The sequence below is a fragment of the Micrococcus sp. 63XJN7_6_ISO-PGPR-S23-444 genome (assembly GCF_058072765.1).
Genome location: NZ_CM176516.1, coordinates 1,952,779 through 1,970,147 on the forward strand (window position 1 = coordinate 1,952,779; position 17,369 = coordinate 1,970,147).

Annotated in this window: 18 protein-coding genes; 3 read left to right on the plus strand and 15 right to left on the minus strand. The window is 74.4% G+C overall.

Annotated features, from left to right (window positions below):
• The first annotated feature begins 240 nt into the window (after positions 1–240).
• Complete coding sequence (locus AC3RJ9_RS08965) at positions 241–1,221, plus strand: AEC family transporter (protein WP_060774885.1); 981 nt, start codon at positions 241–243, stop codon at positions 1,219–1,221.
• A gap of 55 nt (positions 1,222–1,276) precedes the next feature.
• Here AC3RJ9_RS08965 and AC3RJ9_RS08970 read toward each other — a convergent pair whose 3' ends face one another.
• From AC3RJ9_RS08970 to AC3RJ9_RS09040, 15 genes are all read right to left on the minus strand, one after another.
• Entirely contained in the window at positions 1,277–2,236 is a 960-nt protein-coding gene (locus AC3RJ9_RS08970; protein ID WP_036385002.1) for a diaminopimelate dehydrogenase, read from the minus strand.
• Positions 2,237–2,280: 44 nt separating this feature from the next.
• Positions 2,281–2,874 (minus strand): hypothetical protein, encoded by a 594-nt coding sequence (locus AC3RJ9_RS08975; protein ID WP_060774884.1) that lies wholly within the window; start codon positions 2,872–2,874, stop codon positions 2,281–2,283.
• Positions 2,875–2,992: 118 nt separating this feature from the next.
• Positions 2,993–3,472, minus strand: a complete 480-nt coding sequence (locus AC3RJ9_RS08980; protein WP_036384268.1) for a flavodoxin domain-containing protein — start codon at positions 3,470–3,472, stop codon at positions 2,993–2,995.
• A 40-nt stretch (positions 3,473–3,512) separates the two neighbouring features.
• Positions 3,513–5,612 carry an NHL domain-containing thioredoxin family protein gene (locus AC3RJ9_RS08985; RefSeq protein ID WP_123244348.1) on the minus strand — a complete coding sequence of 700 codons (2,100 nt, stop codon included), beginning with the start codon at positions 5,610–5,612 and terminating at the stop codon, positions 3,513–3,515.
• Between the two features lie 94 nt (positions 5,613–5,706).
• On the minus strand, positions 5,707–6,561 hold the full coding sequence (locus tag AC3RJ9_RS08990; protein ID WP_228070732.1) for a hypothetical protein: 855 nt from the start codon (positions 6,559–6,561) through the stop codon (positions 5,707–5,709).
• On the minus strand, positions 6,551–8,809 hold the full coding sequence (locus tag AC3RJ9_RS08995) for a bifunctional copper resistance protein CopD/cytochrome c oxidase assembly protein (protein ID WP_060973470.1): 2,259 nt from the start codon (positions 8,807–8,809) through the stop codon (positions 6,551–6,553). Before AC3RJ9_RS08995 ends, AC3RJ9_RS08990 begins: the two co-directional genes overlap by 11 nt.
• Positions 8,810–8,882: 73 nt before the next feature.
• A complete protein-coding gene (locus AC3RJ9_RS09000; protein WP_061873115.1) occupies positions 8,883–10,295 on the minus strand; it encodes a Dyp-type peroxidase in 1,413 nt (470 codons plus the stop codon).
• Positions 10,282–10,911, minus strand: a complete 630-nt coding sequence (locus AC3RJ9_RS09005; RefSeq protein ID WP_036316813.1) for a copper chaperone PCu(A)C — start codon at positions 10,909–10,911, stop codon at positions 10,282–10,284. Before AC3RJ9_RS09005 ends, AC3RJ9_RS09000 begins: the two co-directional genes overlap by 14 nt.
• 103 nt (positions 10,912–11,014) lie before the next feature.
• Positions 11,015–11,698 carry a copper resistance CopC family protein gene (locus tag AC3RJ9_RS09010; RefSeq protein ID WP_123244347.1) on the minus strand — a complete coding sequence of 228 codons (684 nt, stop codon included), beginning with the start codon at positions 11,696–11,698 and terminating at the stop codon, positions 11,015–11,017.
• 110 nt (positions 11,699–11,808) lie between these two features.
• On the minus strand, positions 11,809–12,504 hold the full coding sequence (locus AC3RJ9_RS09015) for a hypothetical protein (protein ID WP_123244346.1): 696 nt from the start codon (positions 12,502–12,504) through the stop codon (positions 11,809–11,811).
• A 157-nt stretch (positions 12,505–12,661) separates the two neighbouring features.
• Complete coding sequence (locus AC3RJ9_RS09020) at positions 12,662–12,943, minus strand: HU family DNA-binding protein (protein ID WP_002858339.1); 282 nt, start codon at positions 12,941–12,943, stop codon at positions 12,662–12,664.
• Positions 12,944–13,172: 229 nt separating this feature from the next.
• Entirely contained in the window at positions 13,173–13,478 is a 306-nt protein-coding gene (gene rpsN, locus AC3RJ9_RS09025; protein WP_002858338.1) for a 30S ribosomal protein S14, read from the minus strand.
• Position 13,479: 1 nt separating this feature from the next.
• Positions 13,480–13,647, minus strand: coding sequence for a 50S ribosomal protein L33 (rpmG, locus tag AC3RJ9_RS09030; protein ID WP_002858336.1), 168 nt, complete (start codon positions 13,645–13,647; stop codon positions 13,480–13,482).
• Between the two features lies 1 nt (position 13,648).
• Complete coding sequence (gene rpmB, locus AC3RJ9_RS09035) at positions 13,649–13,885, minus strand: 50S ribosomal protein L28 (RefSeq protein WP_002858335.1); 237 nt, start codon at positions 13,883–13,885, stop codon at positions 13,649–13,651.
• Between the two features lie 466 nt (positions 13,886–14,351).
• On the minus strand, positions 14,352–15,107 hold the full coding sequence (locus AC3RJ9_RS09040; protein WP_095353969.1) for a VIT1/CCC1 transporter family protein: 756 nt from the start codon (positions 15,105–15,107) through the stop codon (positions 14,352–14,354).
• A gap of 169 nt (positions 15,108–15,276) precedes the next feature.
• On the opposite strand from AC3RJ9_RS09040, the gene AC3RJ9_RS09045 reads away from it, so the two are divergent.
• Positions 15,277–16,560, plus strand: coding sequence for an NRAMP family divalent metal transporter (locus AC3RJ9_RS09045; protein ID WP_070709387.1), 1,284 nt, complete (start codon positions 15,277–15,279; stop codon positions 16,558–16,560).
• Complete coding sequence (locus AC3RJ9_RS09050) at positions 16,553–17,365, plus strand: putative hydro-lyase (protein ID WP_070709385.1); 813 nt, start codon at positions 16,553–16,555, stop codon at positions 17,363–17,365. Before AC3RJ9_RS09045 ends, AC3RJ9_RS09050 begins: the two co-directional genes overlap by 8 nt.
• Positions 17,366–17,369 lie beyond the last annotated feature (4 nt).

Below are 17,369 nucleotides of genomic sequence, written 5' to 3' on the forward strand. Positions count from 1 at the left end.
GCTCCCGGCCATGCCGCGCCGCGGGTCGGGGACGACGTCCGTCGCGTGCGGTGGGCCCGAGGATCCGCTCCCCTTCGCGCCGGGCCGCCGGGCCCTGCCGCGCGGGGCCGGGCCGCGTGGCGCGCTCGGCGGTGGGCGCCGCCGTCGTGATCCAGGCTAGCCGAAGCCCGCCGCGTAGGATCGCGCCATGCACCTGACCCCGCCGCGGACCGCCCCACCCCGACCCGTGGAGGCCCGTCCGTGACCCAGGTGCTCTCCGGCTTCGCGGTCGTGTGGGTGATCATCCTCGTGGGCGTCCTGGTGGGGCGCACGGGGGTGCTCGGCGAGCACGGCCGCACCGTGCTCTCCCGTGCGGCGTTCTTCATCGGCAACCCGGCCCTGCTGTTCGTCACGCTCTCCCGCGCGGACGTGGGCGCCGTGCTGGGCCCCCAGCTGTGGGTGGCCACGCTGTCCGCGTTCACCGCGGCCGCACTGTACCTCGCGGTGACGGTCCCGCTGCTGAAGGGCAGGTCGGCCTCGGAGCGGATCATGTCCGCGCTCAGCGCCTCGCTCGTGAACTCGGCGAACCTCGGCATCCCCATCGCGGCCTACGTCCTCGGCGACGCCGCCCTGGCCGCCCCGGCGCTCATCTTCCAGCTGGCGATCTACACGCCGCTCTACGTGGCCGCGATGGACGCCGCCACCGCGCGCGAGGCCCGACGACGCACGACGGCGGGCCGGCGCCGGGCGGTGCGCCGCTCCCCCGGGCGCGCCGTGGCCGACCAGGTCCGCCACACGGTCACCAACCCCCTGATCCTGGGCTCGGTGGCCGGCCTGGTCTTCTCCCTCACCGGCTGGTCGTTGCAGGGCCCCCTCATGGAGTCCGTGGAGCTCATCGGCGGACTGTCCATCCCGGCGATGCTCCTGGCGTTCGGCATGTCGCTGGTCGGCTCGCGGCCGCTCGAGCGGGCCGGCGGGCGACGCGCGGACGTGCTGCTCGCCTCGGCGGTGAAGCTGGTGGTGCATCCGCTGCTGGCCTGGCTGCTCGCGCAGTTCGTGTTCGGTCTGGATGCGCGGCACGTGTTCGTCGCCGTCGTCCTGGCCTCCCTGCCCACCGCACAGAACGTGTTCGTCACCGCCGTCCGCTACGACACGGGCCTGCGCGTCTCGAAGGACACGATCCTGGTCACCACGATCGTCGCGATCCCGGCGATGATCGCCGTCGCCCTGCTGCTGGCCTGAGGCCGACGACGGCGGCGCCCGGCCCGGTGCCACGCGCCGGGCGCCTCGCCGCGGCTCAGACGTCCCGGCGGATCAGCTCGTCCAGCCCCGTGGGCGAGAGCAGGTACGGAGCGACCTCGAGCACGGTGCGCGCCCCCGTCTCCCCCTGGGCCTTCAGGCGCGCGGCGGCACGGCCGTAGGCGACCTGCGCGGCGGCGGTGAAGTCGGGGTTGGACTCCAGCTCCAGCACGAACTCGACCGCGCTGCGCGAGCCGCCGAGGTCGCCCGAGGTGACGACGTGGCCGCCGTGCGGCATGCCCTGGTGGTCGCGCTCGAACTCCTCCTCGGAGATGAAGTGCACGGTGGTCTCGTACGGGGCGAAGTAGTCCGGCATCGTGGTGATGGCCTCGGTGATGGCCGCGTGGTCGGCCTCGTCGGCCACCACGTAGCACTCACGCACGTGCGCGGAGGCGCCGGTGATCTCGGCGCCCCGACCGGCGCGGGCCTCGGCGATCGCCTCCTCGCTGGGGATCGTGTACTGCACGCCGCGCCGGACGCCGGGGACCCGCCGGACGGCGTCGGAATGGCCCTGCGAGAGGCCCTTGCCCCAGAACGTGTTCTGCTGCGGCTGCGGGAACAGCGCCGCGCCCAGCACCCGATTCACCGAGAACAGGCCCGGGTCCCAGCCGGTGGAGATCATCGCCACGTGCCCGCCCTCCCGGGCCGCGGCGTCCATCTCGGCGCGGTGCCGCGGGATGAGCTGGTGGTTGTCGTAGGTGTCCACGGTGGTGAAGTGCCGCGCGTAGCCGGCCGCCTGCTCGGGGATGTCCGTGGCGCTGCCGAGGCAGAGGAACAGCACGTCGATCTCCCCGGCGTGCTCGGCGGCCCGCTCCGCCGGGAGCACGGGCGTGTCCGTGTCCAGGCCGGTGCGGCGCGAGAAGATGCCCACCAGCTCCATGTCCGGCTGGAGCTTCACGAGCTTCTCCACACTGCGGCCGAGGTTCCCGTATCCGACGATGCCGGCGCGGATGGTCATGTGCGTCCTCCTGGAGGGGTCGTGGTCAGGTCGGTCCCGCCAGCCTAGGCCCGGCGCCGCGGGGCGCCGAGTCCGCCGGCCGGACCGCGCAGCAGGAGCACGACGACGGCGACCAGCCCCGCCAACGCCAGCACGCTGACCACGTAGATCGGCCAGGCCCACGGGCTGTGGTCTCCCCCGCCGATGCCGTAGGTGTCCGCGAGCGCCATGCCCGGCCCGAACGAGGCCATGAAGTAGGCCGGAGACGCGGCGACGAGCGAGGCGAGGCCCAGGGCGAGGACCGCCAGCGGGTCGACCTCCTCGCGACGCCACGTGAGGAACCACAGGATCGCGGCCACACCGAGCCCGGCCGCCAGGATCACGGCCGACAGGACGAAGGGGACGCCGAGCTGGCCCGCCGCGCTCAGGTCCGCGTAGATCCTCCCGAGGCCGCGGTCGCCGGGCGCGGCGGCCAACGGGTTGAGGACGAACACCTGCAGGGCCGCGAGCGCCGCGACGGCCGCGACGACGCCCGGGACCACCGCACCGGCGGCGAGCCGCACCCAGCCGGGCCGGTCGGGCAGGGCGAGGGGCGCCGTCGTCGGGCGGGGCCGGGCGGGGCGGGAGGACGCGGCGGGGCGACGGGCGGATGGGGACATGCGGCCAGGCTAACCGCTCGCCTCCGCTGCGGACACGAGAGCCTCCGGCGCCGTTTCCTCAACGACAGCGTCTGCGGAGGCGCCTCCGCCGTCTCGTCGACGAGCGCGGCGGGTGAGGTCAGCGCACGCCGGCGCCGGAGAGGGTCTTGGCCCAGGCCTCGATGGCGTCCCAGTCGCGGAAGTCGCCGTAGTGCTCGTTGCGGGAGAGCTTGAGCTTGAGCTTCTCCAGCCGGCCCAGGCGCTCCTCGACGAGCGCCCCGCGGAAGTACGCCACCTCGCGCGGGCCGTAGGACTCGAGCTTCTCCCGCACCGGCCGGGCCAGCTCGGGCGCGCCGCCGGAGGCCAGGATCACGAGCGGCAGGTCCGCCAGCTCGGCCCGACGGGTGTCGAGGAACGCCCGGGCGTCGGCGGCGAGCGAGCCCGTGTAGACCGGGGCCGCGACGATCACCGCGTCCGCCGTGGCCAGCCACGCAGCGGCGCCCTTGACGTCCTCCACCACGGTCGGGACGGCCTGCGACGTGCGCAGCACCTCCGCGACCCGCTCGGCGATCTCTCGCGTGGATCCGTGGGCGGACGAGGTGACGATGAGCGTGGTCATGGTGGGGCGCAGCCTTCGGGGTCGGGGGCGGACGACGCGCTCAGTGTATCCCGCGCAGGTCCAGGTCCAGGCGGGTCTCGGCGCCCTCCGGGGCCCGGTCCGGGGTGTGCACCGTGACCGGGATGCCCCAGTCCTGCTGGTACAGGTGGCAGGCGGCGTGGTCCGGGATGGGCTGCCCCTTCTCCCCGTCACACGCGGCGGCCCGGGCGGTGATGTGCAGGACGCCCTCCTCGACCTCGGGGTTCAGCCGCAGCGTCCGGTGCAGCCCCGTGGACGTGCCGGCGCCCTCGAGCAGCAGCTCCTCCGGGGACGAGGAGACCTTCAGCTGCGTGGGATCGCCCCAGCGGTCGTCCAGCTTCTGCCCCGTGGGCGCGGCGAAGCCGATCGTCAGGTCCAGGTCGCCGGCCACCACCGGGGTGCGGGGACGCTGCGTCTGCCGCGCGCCCTCGTCCACGGTGAGGAACTCCTCCGGCACCGCCAGCCGCGTGAGCCGGTGGGCGTTGGACTCGACCACCACGATCGCGGTGTCGTTCCCGTCCGCGTCGTGCTCCACGAGCACGTCCGAGGGCTCGAGCAGCCCGCGCGCCACCGTGGTCACCGTGGCCGGGACCGCCCGGCCCGCGGCGTCCTCGCCGGCCGGCGCGTACCGGCGGATCGCGCCGTTGTACGTGTCGGCGATCAGCACGGAGCCGTCCGGCAGGGCCGTGACGCCCAGCGCGTGCTGCAGGCGCGCGCGGTCCGCCTCCCCGTCCACGTGGCCGAAGTCGAACAGGCCCGCCCCGACGGCGGTCCCGACCTCGCGGCGCCCGTCCTCCCCGGTCCGCACCCAGCGCACCGCGGAGGTCTCCGAGTCCGCGACCCACAGCGTGCCGTCCGCGCCCACGGACAGCCCCGAGGGCTGCGCAAACCAGGCCCGTCCGGCGTCGCCGTCCAGCAGGCCCTCGAGCGCCGTGCCCGCGTGCACCGCGAGCGCGTCTGTGACGGGGTCGAAGTCGAAGAGCTGGTGCGTGCCGGCCATCGCGATCACCACACGCCCCAGGGCGGGGTGCCACACGACGTCCCACGGGGAGGACAGCGAGATCGCGGTCGGCTCCCCGGGCAGGTCCGCGAGGTCGACGGCGACGTCCCCCTCGTCGTCGACGGCGGCGGCCTCCTTGGCGCGCTCGGAGTCGATGAGCTTCTGCACGCCGTTGCCGGCGAGGGTGCTGACGTGCCCGTCCGACAGGCGCAGGCCCCGCAGCCGGTGGTTGACGGAGTCCGCCACGACGACGTCGTAGCCGACGCGCTGGGCGACGTCCTCGGGCAGCAGCGCCAGGCCCTGCGGCTCGTTGAACAGCGCCTGGTCCGGCCCGCCGTCCGCGTGGCCCTTCTCCCCGGGCGTGGGGAATGCGAGCTCGGCCTGGCCCGCGTCCGCCGTGGCGGGGTCCCCGCCGCCGAACGCGCGGAGCACCGTGGTCAGGTCCTCGGCGACCTCCAGGAGGCGGTGGTGGCCGGTGTCCGAGACGAGGAACGTGCCCGGGCGGGAGCCGCGGCCGCCGAGCGACACGGCCTTGCCGGGGAACGACAGGTCCCGGGCCACGGGGGCGGGCGGGACGTAGGGGCCCGAGCCGCGGTGCAGCGTGCCCTTGGCCTCGTGCTCGGCCACGAGCTCGCGCACGAGCCCGTAGAGCCCGGCCACGTGCCCCTCTCCGGACAGGTGCGCGGCGATGTAGCCCTCCGGGTCCACCACCACGAGGGTGGGCCACGCGCGCGCCGAGTACGCCTGCCACGTGGTCAGCTCGGGGTCGTCCAGCACGGGGTGCTCGATGGCGTAGCGCTCGACGGCGGCCGCGAGCGCGTCCGGGTCCGCCTCGTGCTCGAACTTGGGCGAGTGCACGCCCACCGTGACGAGCACGTCCGCGAACTCCTCCTCGAGCGGGCGCAGTTCGTCCAGGACGTGCAGGCAGTTGATGCAGCAGAACGTCCAGAAGTCGAGGAGGACGACCTTGCCGCGCAGGTCCTCGAGGGTCACCTGCTCACCGCCGGTGTTCAGCCAGCCGCGGCCCACCAGCTCGGACGCGCGCACCCGGGTGGCCGCGCGCGGCACGGCGGCGGGGGCGTCAGCGGACGGGGCGGGGTTCGGGGTCTGCGGTGCGGTCATGCCCACCATCATGGCGCACGTCCCGGACGCGTCAGCCGTGAGCGGACGCCGCGGCGTCACAGGGGGAAAGACGACGCCGCCGGGCGGGTCCGGCTCAGTCGGCGGCCAGGGCGGCGGCCAGCATCTCCTCCGCGATGAGGGTGAACTCCTTGCGCCCGGCCTCGGGCCGGCCCACGAAGGAGACCATCACCACGGCGTCGGAGGTGACGGCGGTGAGCACCTGGGCCGTGAGCTGGGGCTCGGACTCCGAGGCCACGGTCCGCTCCCACACGAGGGCGGACTGCGCCGGCGTGCCGTCGGACAGCGGCGCGTCGGAGACCTCGAGGCGGTAGTCGACGGTCGCGTCCCCCTCCTGCACGGTCATGGTCATCTCGCGGCAGTCGGCGCGCAGGGCGTTGACGGTCTGGATGTGCCGCTCGACGTCCTGGCGGCCCTGGCCCGTGAGCCGGGCGACCTCCACGGTGCCCGTGCCCGTGAAGGTGTCGGCGCCGACGTCCACGCGCGTGGCCTCGGCCCCGTCGAGGGCGATCGGAGAGAAGTCCAGGGCGGTCAGCGGCGCCTTGCACTGCGCCGGCTGCACGGTGGTCCGGTCCGCGTCCGCACGCCGGTCCCGGGAGTCCTCGCGGGCCGCGTCGATCTCCTCCGCCGTGGCGGCCCGCTGCCGGACGAAGCCGAACGTGGCCGCACGCTCGGCCGCGGCCTCCGCCATGCGCTCGTCCTGACGGTCGCCCAGGCCGAGCCCCTCCGGGGCCGCCGACTCCGTGTGCACCGCGGTGCCGGCGTCGTCGTGGACCCCGTCCGCGGGCACGGACGCGGCGGCCGGATCGTTGTCCCCGGCCCCGCAGCCCGTCAGGGCCAGCAGGCCGGCGGCGACGGCGGCCACGAGGCGCAGCCGACCACGCCGGGGCGCGGCCGGGCGGCGGAGGGGACGGACACGGTCAGCGGACATCACGGGCCTCCTCGGGGCCGGTGGAGGAGTCACGGGCCGCGGGCTCGGCGCCGCTCGGGGCGTCGGTGGCCGGGGTGCCGTGCATGCGGGCATACATCTCGTTCCAGCGGCGCAGCTCCGCGTCGCCGTCGCGGTCGGCCTGCCGGTCCAGCCGGACCGCGTTCTTGCGGTCGCTGCGATACCAGAGCACGGCCACCATCACCGCCATCATCACGGTGGGGAACTCGCCGATGCCCCACATCACCGCGCCGCCGATGCGCTGATCCTCGAGGGCGGTGGGGCCCCAGTCGCGGCCCATGTTGCCGAACCAGGACGCCTGCAGCAGACCGGTGGAGGTGGTCATGGCGACGCCGATGAAGGCGTGGAAGACCATCGTGGCCATCAGGAGCACGAGCCGCAGGGCGTACGGGGGCCGGCGCGGCAGCGGATCCGAGCCGATCATGACCAGGGCGAACAGGAACCCGGTCAGCAGGAAGTGGACGTTCATGAACTCGTGGCCCACGTGGGTCTCCAGCGAGAACCGGAAGAAGTCCGTGTAGTAGAACACCAGGATCGAGCCGGCGAAGTTGACCCCCGCCACGATCGGGTTCGTGATGAACCGCCCCCACGGGGAGTGCACGATCCACAGGATCCACTCGCGCGGGCCGCGCGTCCCGTCCGTGCGGGACGGCAGGGCCCGCAGCGCCAGGGTGATCGGCGCGCCCAGGACGAGGAAGACGGGGCTGAGCATCGTCAGCGTCATGTGGCCCACCATGTGCGCGCTGAACAGGACGCGGCCGTACACGGCCGGGGACCCGGAGGTCGCCCACAGCAGCACGGCCAGGCCCGCGAGCCACGCGACGGTGCGCAGCACGGGCCAGCGGTCGCCGCGGCGGCGCAGCTGCCACACGGAGCGCAGGTACCAGAGGGTCAGGAACGCGATGATCGCGACCCACAGCCAGTCGAACCGCCACATCGTGATCCACCGGGCGCCCTCGAGGGCCGGCGGCAGCTCGTAGCCGGTGAGGATGCGGGCCGGGGAGGCGTCCGGCGCGATCTCCTCCGGCACGGGCGGGGCCGTCCGGGAGAGCACGGAGGAGACGCCCATGACGGCGCCCATGATCACGGCCTCCACGGCGATGAGCTGCCACAGCAGGCGACGCGCGGGGGCGGGGCTGGGACGGTCCGGGCCGGCGTCGAGGCGGGGGATGACCCACCGGCGGTGCAGCAGGCCGATCAGGCCGAGGCCCAGGACCGCCAGGAACTTGGCCGAGACGAGGATGCCGTAGGGGCTCAGCAGCTGGGCCGGATCGTCCATGCGGATCGACGCGTTGACCACGCCGGACAGCGCCACCGTGACCAGGCCCAGCCCGGCGAGCACGGAGTAGCGGGTCAGGACCGTGTGCAGCAGGGGCGCCGGGCCCTGCCGGCGCAGGCTGCGGCCCCGCCCCTGCGCCCCGTTGGGCCCCACGAGGGTGTCCGAGATCGCGACGAGCACGAGCAGTCCGCCCACCCACACGACGACGCCGAGCAGGTGCAGGCCGATCGAGTTCACGGCGCCGGTGTGGTCGTCACCGCCCGCCGCGTGCCCGATCAGGGCCAGGGGCACGAGGGCGAGCATCGCCAGGATGCCGGTCCAGAACAGGCCGTTGTGGGAGCGGACGGCGATCGCCAACGTGGTCACGACGGCGGCGATCACGGTGACCCAGAACCACGCCTGGCCCACCGAGATGCCGACCACGTAGGCCGCCAGGCCGTCCGTGAAGCCCTGCCCCGCCGTGACGGGGATGCCGGCGAGATCCGAGTAGGACAGCACGCCGACGGCCAGCGCGGCCACCGTCCACACGCCGGCGCTGACGGCGGCGATCCGCATCACGCGGGTGAACGCGGGGTGCTCGGGCAGCGGTGCGGCGTCCGCGTCCTCGCGCCGCTGCCGGGCGGAGCGGTGCCACCGTTCCGTGCCCGCTGCGTGCGGCGGCAGGACCCCGGCCGCGAAGATCAGCGCGGCGATGGTCAGGGACATCGCCAGGTTGGAGACGAGCTCCCCCACGGGCACGCCCCAGCGGGTGATCCACCCCGGGTCGGAGAGCTGGCGCGCGGCGGTGACCCCGGTCAGCCAGCCGGCGGCGGCGAGGCCGGCGGCTCCCGCGGCGGCCACGAGCATCCAGATCCACCGGGGCACACCGACCGGCCCCGACGGACCGGGGCGGGCGGCGTCGTCGTTCTCGGCGGGGTGGCTGCCCCGGGCGGGGGCGGTGGCGGCGGACATGGGGTCCATCCTCTCAAAGCATGCGGACGCCCGGCGACGACGGGAGCGGCCCCGCCGTCGTCGGGCCCCTGGGTCAGGCGAACAGGGCGTCGCCCACGAACCCGCCCTCGGCGCAGCCGGGCGGGATCGCGAAGACCGCCGAGCCGACGGGCACGGTCCACAGGTTCAGGTGGTCCGACTCCGCGAGCCGGGCCTGGACGGGGACGAACTGTCGGTCCACGTCCGCCTGGTAGGCGGCGAAGATCAGGCCGGAGCCCGCCTCCAGCGCCCCGCGCGGGTCGTCGTAGTTGTAGCCGCGACGCAGCATCCCGTACTCGGGCTCCTCCCCACGGGCCCGCCGCAGGTGCGCGATGTCCGAGATGACCGGGAAGCCCGTGGGGCCGACGGCGTCGAAGTCCGGCTCGTCGTGCTCCTGCTCCCCCGTGAGGGGGGCGCCGGTGCCGAGGCGACGGCCGATGACCTTCTCCTTGGCCGGGCGGTCGAGCTCGTCCCACGTGTCCATGAGCATCTCGATGCGCCGGATCACCACGGACGTGCCGTCCGGGATCCACGGGGTGACGCCCACCTGCTCGGCGCCCACGCCCCACACCACGCGGTCGAGGTGCGGGGTGTCCGCCGCCGGGTTGCCGGTGCCGTCCACCTGCCCGAAGAGGTTGCGCATCGTGGTGCCGGTGGGGTGGGCGCCGCGGGCGGAGCGGAAGCCCTCCTGCACCCAGCGCTCGGTGGCGAACGGCCGGGCCGCCTTGAGGAGCATGCGCCGGGTGTGGGCCACGGACATCCGGTCGTCGCCGCAGATCTGCAGCAGCAGGTCGCCGTCGCTGAACGCGGGGTCCAGGCGGTCGATCTGCTCGAACGCCGGCAGCGGGCGCAGCCAGGCCGGGGCCCGGTCCGGGGCCACGCGGCGGACGAGCTCCGGGCCGAAGCCGAACGTCACGGTGAGCCGCGCGGGGGCGGCGGCGAGCTCCGGCTCGGTGTCGGCGATCGTGGCGCGGCCCTGGGTCAGACGCGCCGCGTCGTCGGTGAGCAGGCGCAGCATCCGCTCGATGCGCACCCGGTCCGCGTCCTCGCGCAGGTCGAGGGCGAGGAAGACGGCGTGGGCCTGGGCGGGGGTGTCGACGCCGGCCTGGCGCGGCCCGTGGAACGGCACGGTGTCCGTGCCCACGGGCGAGCTGACGGCCACCCGGGCGGCCTGGCCGCCGGGCTCGGCCCAGCCGGCCCGGCCGACGTCGCCCTCGATGCCGGTGTCGCCCATGACCTCGGAGGGTGAGGCCCCCGCCCCGGGCGCGGCGGACGCGCCCGGGGCGGTCGAGGCCGACGCGTGGCCGGCGCCGTAGCCGAGCGCCGTGCCCAGCAGGCCGCCGCCCACCGCGCCCGCCCCGAGGAGCAGGCCGCGGCGGGAGGGGCCCCCCGGGGCCGGGCGGGCGCCCTCGCGCCCGCCCGACCCGTGGTGGTCGTCCGGCCGGACGGCGGGGTCAGTGGTCGGCATGGTCCTCCGATTCGTGGGACTCGCCGCCGTGGTACGACTCGTTGGCGCCGGTGAAGGGCCGGACCACGGAGGTGACCTCGAGGGTGGAGCCGTCCTCCAGCTCGAGGTCGTAGGTCACGTCCTCACCCGGCTCGATCGGGTCGGTCAGGCCCATGAACATCACGTGGTTGCCGCCCGGGGCGAGCTCGAGGCTCCCGCCCGCGGGCACGGTGAAGCCGTCGGGGCTCTCCTGCATCACCATCTGGCCGTCCTCGCCGGAGACCATCTCGTGGAGCTCGACCGTCTCGCCCAGCTCCGAGCGGACGCCGACGATGTGCAGGTCCTGGTCCGAGGAGTTCTCGAGCATGCCGAAGGAGCCGGTCATGCCCTCCTCGGTGGCCTTCGTCCAGGGGTCGGTGATCGTGAGGCCGGCGGCCTGGCCGTCCGCGGTGGACGCGGCCGGCGAGGCATCCGAGGCCGGGGCGGCGTCCGTGGCCGGCGCGACGCTCGAGGCGTCCGACGCGCTCGGGGCGGAGCCGGCGTCGTCTCCGGCGCAGGCCGTCAGGCCGAGGGCGGCGACGGCGAGCACGGCGGCGGCGCCGAGGCGGCGAGGGGCGCGGGGGGAGGTGGTGGTCACGTCTGTGGGGTTCCTTGTCAGGCGGGCGCGCGACGACGCGCGGGGCGTTCGGGCGCGCGAGGGCGGGGCCGGCCCCCTCAGGGGGCCGACCGGGGATCAGAGGTCAGCGGCCGTCGTCGAGGTGGCCGAGTGCGCGGGCGCGGCGGCCCATCAGGAGGAAGGCCACGACGAGCACGGCCAGGCCGGCGATGCCGGCGACCCACACCCAGGCGGGCAGCGCGTCGGTGTCCGCGGGCTGCGCGGCGTCGGAGGCGTCCGCCTGCGCGGTCGCCTCGGCCGAGGCGGCGTCGCCCTGACCTGCCGTGGCCTCCGGGGAGGCGGCGGTCGAGGCCCCGGCGACGGCGGTGCCGCAGCCCTGGGGCGCGGTGCCGGCGGCCGGTGCGGCCGGGTCGTCCACCGCGAAGTCGAACGAGCGCTCCTCGGAGTGCCCGTCCGAGTAGACGACGCGGTAGGCGACCTCGTAGTCGCCGTTGGGCAGCCCCTCGCACAGCGGCGCGGAGAAGGTGGGGCCGTCCACGGTGCCGGCAGCGGACTGCCACTGGTTGCCGTCGGCGTCGCGGACCTGCAGGAGGTTCTGGATGCCCTCGCCGTCGATCAGCTCGCCGCTGAAGGTCAGGGAGACCTCCGACGGCGCCGTCGTGGCCGTCTCGCCGACCGCGGGGGCGGTGCGGATGAGCTCGTCGTGCGCGGCCGCGGGGGCGGCTCCGGCGACGACGAGGGCAGGCAGCAGGGTGAGTCCGGCGGCGGCGCGAGCGGCGCGGCGGACAGGGGCGGTCTGGTGATGCATGGTGGTGTCCTCACGGGTCTGCCGCGGTCCCGGACGGGAGTCGCGGGCGGACCGTTCCGAAGGGTCGTCGGGCGCGGTCGGGCCTCGAGACGCGGACGGAGCCGGCGTCCTCAGGCCGCGAGGGCGAACGGCGGGCCGCGCCGCCCCGGAGAGCTGAGGAGGGCGAGGGACGTCGCCGGCCGGAGCACCGGCGGGACGGGGACACGGAGGCGGGCCGGCGTCGGCAGGGGGCCGTGCGCGGCCGGCGGCGGGCAGACGACGGCCACCACGCGTTCGGCGATGGTGAGCACGAGGGCCTCACCGCGCCGCAGCACCAGCACGGTGAGGACCGCGGCGATCACGTGGGCCGCGAGCATGCGCAGGTCGGTCAGGTGGCCGGCGGGGGCGCCGGACAGGGCCTCCCCCGGTGCCAGGAGGGCCCCGGCGCCGGGACGGGCGTGGCCGAGGTGGGCGGGGTCGACGCCGGCGGCAGGCGCCACGGCGTGGCCGCCGGCGGCGAGCCCGTAGAGCACGTGGAACAGCCCCTGGGCGATCGCGACGGCGGCGGCGGTGCGCCACAGCGAGAGGGCGCGGCCCGCCAGGGCGGTGCAGAGCGGGGCGGCGAGGACGGCCGCGAAGGCGACCACGCCGACCTCGGGGAACCCGTGGCCGGGCTCGGCGGCGGTGTGGAACAGCGCGGCCAGGGCGGTCATCGCCAGGGCCCCGGCCCAGCCCCGGGCCAGACGGGCCGGCCCACGCACGACGCGCGGAGGGGCGTCCTCGAGGCCGGACGGGGCCCACGGAGCGGCGGCGACGGCGCTGCGCATGCCACGACTCCTCTCCTGACGGCCCCGGTCCACGTCGGCCGGACGATCGTCCGCCCATCCTACGCGGCCGGACACGACGACGGGCGCCCCACCCGAGGGTGGGGCGCCCGTCCTGCGGTGTCCGACGCGGGTCCGGGGACCCGCGTCGCGACCGGGATCACTCGGAGGCGGCGGCCTTGAGCTTGGAGCCGGCGGTCACCTTCACGGAGTGACCGGCCGGGATGGTGATCTCCTCACCGGTGCGCGGGTTGCGACCGGTGCGCTCCTTGCGCTCGGTGCGTTCCACGGCCAGCCAGCCCGGGATCGAGACCTTCTCGCCCTTCTTGACCTGAGCGGTGAACACCTCGAAAAGGGCGTCCAGCACGTCGCTGACAGCGGCCTGGGTGTTGCCGGAGCGCTCTGCGACGGCGGCGACGAGTTCCTTGCGGTTCATGGCCATGGGTCCTCCCTATGGGACGTCGGTTACGGTTCCCGGACCGTTCGGACCGGGCTGCCAGTTGTGAACGTACCACCTCCGGGCCGGCGATTCGCCCCCCGAACGGCGAGAATCCGCGATTTCCTGTGACCCTGACGGCCTTCGCCCCCGATGCACGACGACGGCGGCGCCCCTCTCAAGGAGGGGCGCCGCCGTCGTGGTGGTGCCTAACGCCCGGAGACCGGGCCGCGGGTCACCAGGAGGACTTGGTCACGCCGGGCAGCTCGCCACGGTGCGCCATGTCGCGGAAGCGCACGCGGGAGATGCCGAAGCGCTGGAAGGTGCCGCGCGGACGGCCGTCGATGGCGTCGCGGTTGCGCACGCGCACCGGGGAGGCGTCGCGGGGCAGCTTCTGCAGGCCCAGGCGAGCGGCCTCGCGGGCCTCGTCCGAGGCGTTCGGGTCCACGAGGGTCTTGCGCAGCTCGAGACGCTTCTCGGCGTAGCGGGCGACGATGGCCTTGCGCTGCTCGTTCTTGGCGATCTTGGACTTCTTGGCCATCTCAGCGCTCCTCTCGGAAGTCGACGTGCTTGCGGACCACCGGGTCGTACTTCTTCAGGGTGATGCGGTCCGGGTTGTTCCGGCGGTTCTTGCGGGTCACGTAGGTGAACCCGGTCCCGGCGGTGGACTTCAGCTTGATGATCGGACGAACGTCCTTGTCCTTGGCCATGTCAGAGCTTCACTCCCTTCGCGATCAGGTCCGCCACGACGGCGTCGATCCCGCGCACGTCGATGGTCTTGATGCCCTTGGCGGACAGCGTCAGCGTGACGTTGCGGCGCAGGGAGGGGACCCAGTAGGTCTTCTTCTGGATGTTCGGGTCGAACCGGCGCTTGGTGCGACGGTGCGAGTGGGAGATGCTGTGGCCGAATCCCGGCCCAGCCCCGGTTACCTGGCAGTGAGCTGCCATGATCACTCCTCGTGGCAAGTAGTAGTAAAAGGACGGGCGGAACCCGCATGGCGGCGAGCCGCGGACCTGTCCGCGGACACCTGTTGTGAGCCCCGCCCCGGGTGTGGACACCGCACTCTTACTGCGACTTCTCGAAAAGGGGGACCAGGCTGGGTGAGAGCCAACCGAAGTTCCTTATGGGATCGCTGGTGTGGACGGTGAGCCCCGGTCCGCCCTGAGGACGTCCCGGGATCCGGTCTGCGGGAGCGCGTTGCTTTTCCGACCCGCCGTCCGCCCGGTCACCTGACCGATGGAACGACGAGAACAACGCGGCGTGCGCCGTCCCACCTTACGCGAACCGTGGGCGTCGCTTCAACTCGACGGGGGGGCGCCTGTGGTATGCGCACGGTCCTCGGCCCCCGGGGCCGCTCCGCGCGCGCCACGGCGCGGCCACGGGCGCTGGGCCGGCCCACCCCTCCGGCGTGGATCAGGCGACCGACGCCCCCAGCAGCGAGCCCACCGCGAAGGTCAGGCCGAGCGCCAGGGCGCCGCCGAGGACGACGCGCACGGCCGCCCGCAGCGCGGGCGCGTCGCCGAGCCGGGCCCCGACCCAGCCGGTGACGGCGAGGGCCACGAGGGTGACGGCGAACGTGAACGGGACGCGGAGGCCCACCGGCGCCAGGACGACCGTCAGGAAGGGCAGCAGCGCGCCCACGAGGAACGCAAGGAAGGACGCCCCGGCGGCGGCCCACGGGCTGACGACGTCCTCCTCCGCCATGCCCAGCTCCATGCGCAGATGCGCGGCGAGCGCATCCTTCTCGGTGAGCTCCCGCGCGGCGGCCTCGGCCGTGGCCCGGCTCAGGCCGTCCGCCTCGTAGAGCTGCACGAGCTCCTCCAGCTCACCCTCGGGATCCTCCTCGAGCTCACGGCGCTCCTTGGCGATCAGCGACTTCTGCGAGTCGGAGGACGAGGAGACGGACACGTACTCGCCCAGCGCCATGGAGAAGGCGCCGCCGACCACGGCCGCGGCGCCGGCCAGCAGGATCGGGGTGAACGCCGTCGTCGCACCGGCGACACCGACGACGGTGGCCGCGACGGACACGATGCCGTCGTTGGCACCGAGCACGCCCGCGCGGAGCCAGTTGAGGCGGGCATGCACGCCGCCGGTGGCGTGCGGCTCGTCGGGACCGCCCGGCGGGAGCTGATCTGCCAGGGGCGAGGACTGTTCAGACGTGTGCGACATGTCTCCATGCTCGCGGCGCCGGGCGGGGCGCGCCAGACAGGTGAGGCGTTCCTTCGGACGGGGACGCCACGACACCCGGTCTCGCTGTTGCCAGGATTGTTCAACAACAGCTACCGTCTCCCCCAGCGCCTCGTGACGCCCGTCACCTCGCCCGGCGCCCTCGACGAAGGTGACCACCGTGTCCCACGCAGACATCCCCCACGCCGGGCCGGACGGCGCGACCCCCTCGGGCACCGCACCGAAGACGGACTCCCGTGCCGCGAGCGCCACCCGGCGCACCGCACTGCTCGGCGCCATGTTCCTCATGGCCACCTCGGCCATCGGCCCCGGCTTCATCACGCAGACCGCCACGTTCACCGTCCGGATGGGCGCCGCGTTCGCGTTCGCCATCCTGGTCTCGATCCTCATCGACATCGCCGTCCAGATGAACGTGTGGCGCGTCATCGGCGTCTCCGGCATGCGCGCCCAGGAGCTGGCGAACCGCGTCCTGCCCGGCCTCGGCTGGGTCCTCGCCGCGCTCGTGTTCCTCGGCGGCATGGTCTTCAACATCGGCAACATCGCCGGCACCGGCCTCGGCGCGAACGCCATGCTCGGCGTCGACCCCCTGATCGGTGGCGGCGTCTCCGCGCTCATCGCGCTGCTGATCTTCCTCTCCAAGCGCGCCGGCGTGGCCCTGGACCGGATCGTGGTGGCGCTCGGCGCCGTCATGATCCTGCTGATGCTGTACGTGGCCATCACCTCCGCCCCGCCCGTGGGCGAGGCCCTGCGCCAGTCCGTGATGCCGGAGGAGGTCGACTTCTTCGTGATCGTCACCCTCGTGGGCGGCACCATCGGCGGCTACATCACCTACGCGGGTGCCCACCGCATGATCGACTCCGGAGTGAAGGGCGTGGACGACGTCCAGGACATCACCCGCAGCTCCGTGGCCTCGATCCTCGTGACCGGCCTGATGCGCGCCCTCCTGTTCCTGGCGATCCTCGGCGTCGTCGCCTCGGGGGCGGTGCTGTCCAAGGACAACCTGGCCGCCTCCGCCTTCCAGGCCGCCGCCGGCGACATCGGCCTGCGCATGTTCGGCATCGTCCTGTGGGCCGCCGCCGTCACCTCCGTGATCGGCGCGTCGTACACCTCGATCAGCTTCGTCACCCGCTCCACCACCAGCGCCCGCACCCGCAACCTGCTGACGGTCGCCTTCATCGTGGTCTGCACCGCCCTCTACCTGGCGCTGCGCCAGGCCCCGCAGACGCTGCTCGTGTTCGCCGGCGCGTTCAACGGCATGATCCTGCCGGTCGGCTTCGCCGCCCTCCTGTACGTGGCCTGGCGCCGCCGCGACCTGCTGCACGGCTACCGCTACCCCGGGTGGCTGCTCGTGATCGGCGCGCTCGCGTGGATCGTCTCCGTGTTCATCGCGGTGCGCGGGTTCATCCCCATGGTCGAGATGATCACCGGTGCCTGAGATGACCACGACGACGCCGCTGCCGCCGCTGGACGGCGCCACGACCCCCGCGCAGGCCCGCGAGCGGTTCCGCGCGGGGCTCGTGCGGCCGACCTCGGGGATCGCCGACGGCTACGCGCAGGCGAACCTCGTCTCGATCCCGCAGGACCACGCCTACGACGTCCTGCTCTTCGCCCAGCGCAACCCCCAGGCCCTGCCGCTGCTCGGCGTGTTCGAGGCCGGCGAGGTCAACGGCCCCGCGCTGGACGGCGACGTCCGCACGGACGTGCCGCAGTACGTGGTGTACCGCGACGGCGTCGAGACGGACCGCCCCACGGATCTGCTCGACGTGTGGCGGGACGACCTCGTGACGTTCGTGATCGGCTGCTCGTTCACCTTCGAGTCCGCCCTGGTGGCCGAGGGCATCCGGATGGCCCACCAGGACGCCGGTGTGAACGTGCCGATGTACCGCACCACGCGGCGCTGCGCCTCGGCGGGCCGCCTCTCGGGCCCGCTCGTGGTCTCGATGCGCCCCATCCCCGCCGACCGTGTGGCCGACGCCGTGCGCATCACCTCCCGCTACCCCGCGGTGCACGGCGCGCCCGTGCACGTGGGCGACCCGGCCGGCCTCGGGATCACGGACCTGTCGGCACCGGACTTCGGCGACGCCGTCGAGGTCCCGCAGGGCCACCTGCCCGTGTTCTGGGCGTGCGGGGTGACGCCGCAGGCGGCGATCATGGAGTCCCGCCCGCCGCTGGCCATCACGCACGCGCCCGGGCACATGCTCATCACGGACCTGCCGGACCGGATGTTCCAGGTCCCGTGACCGT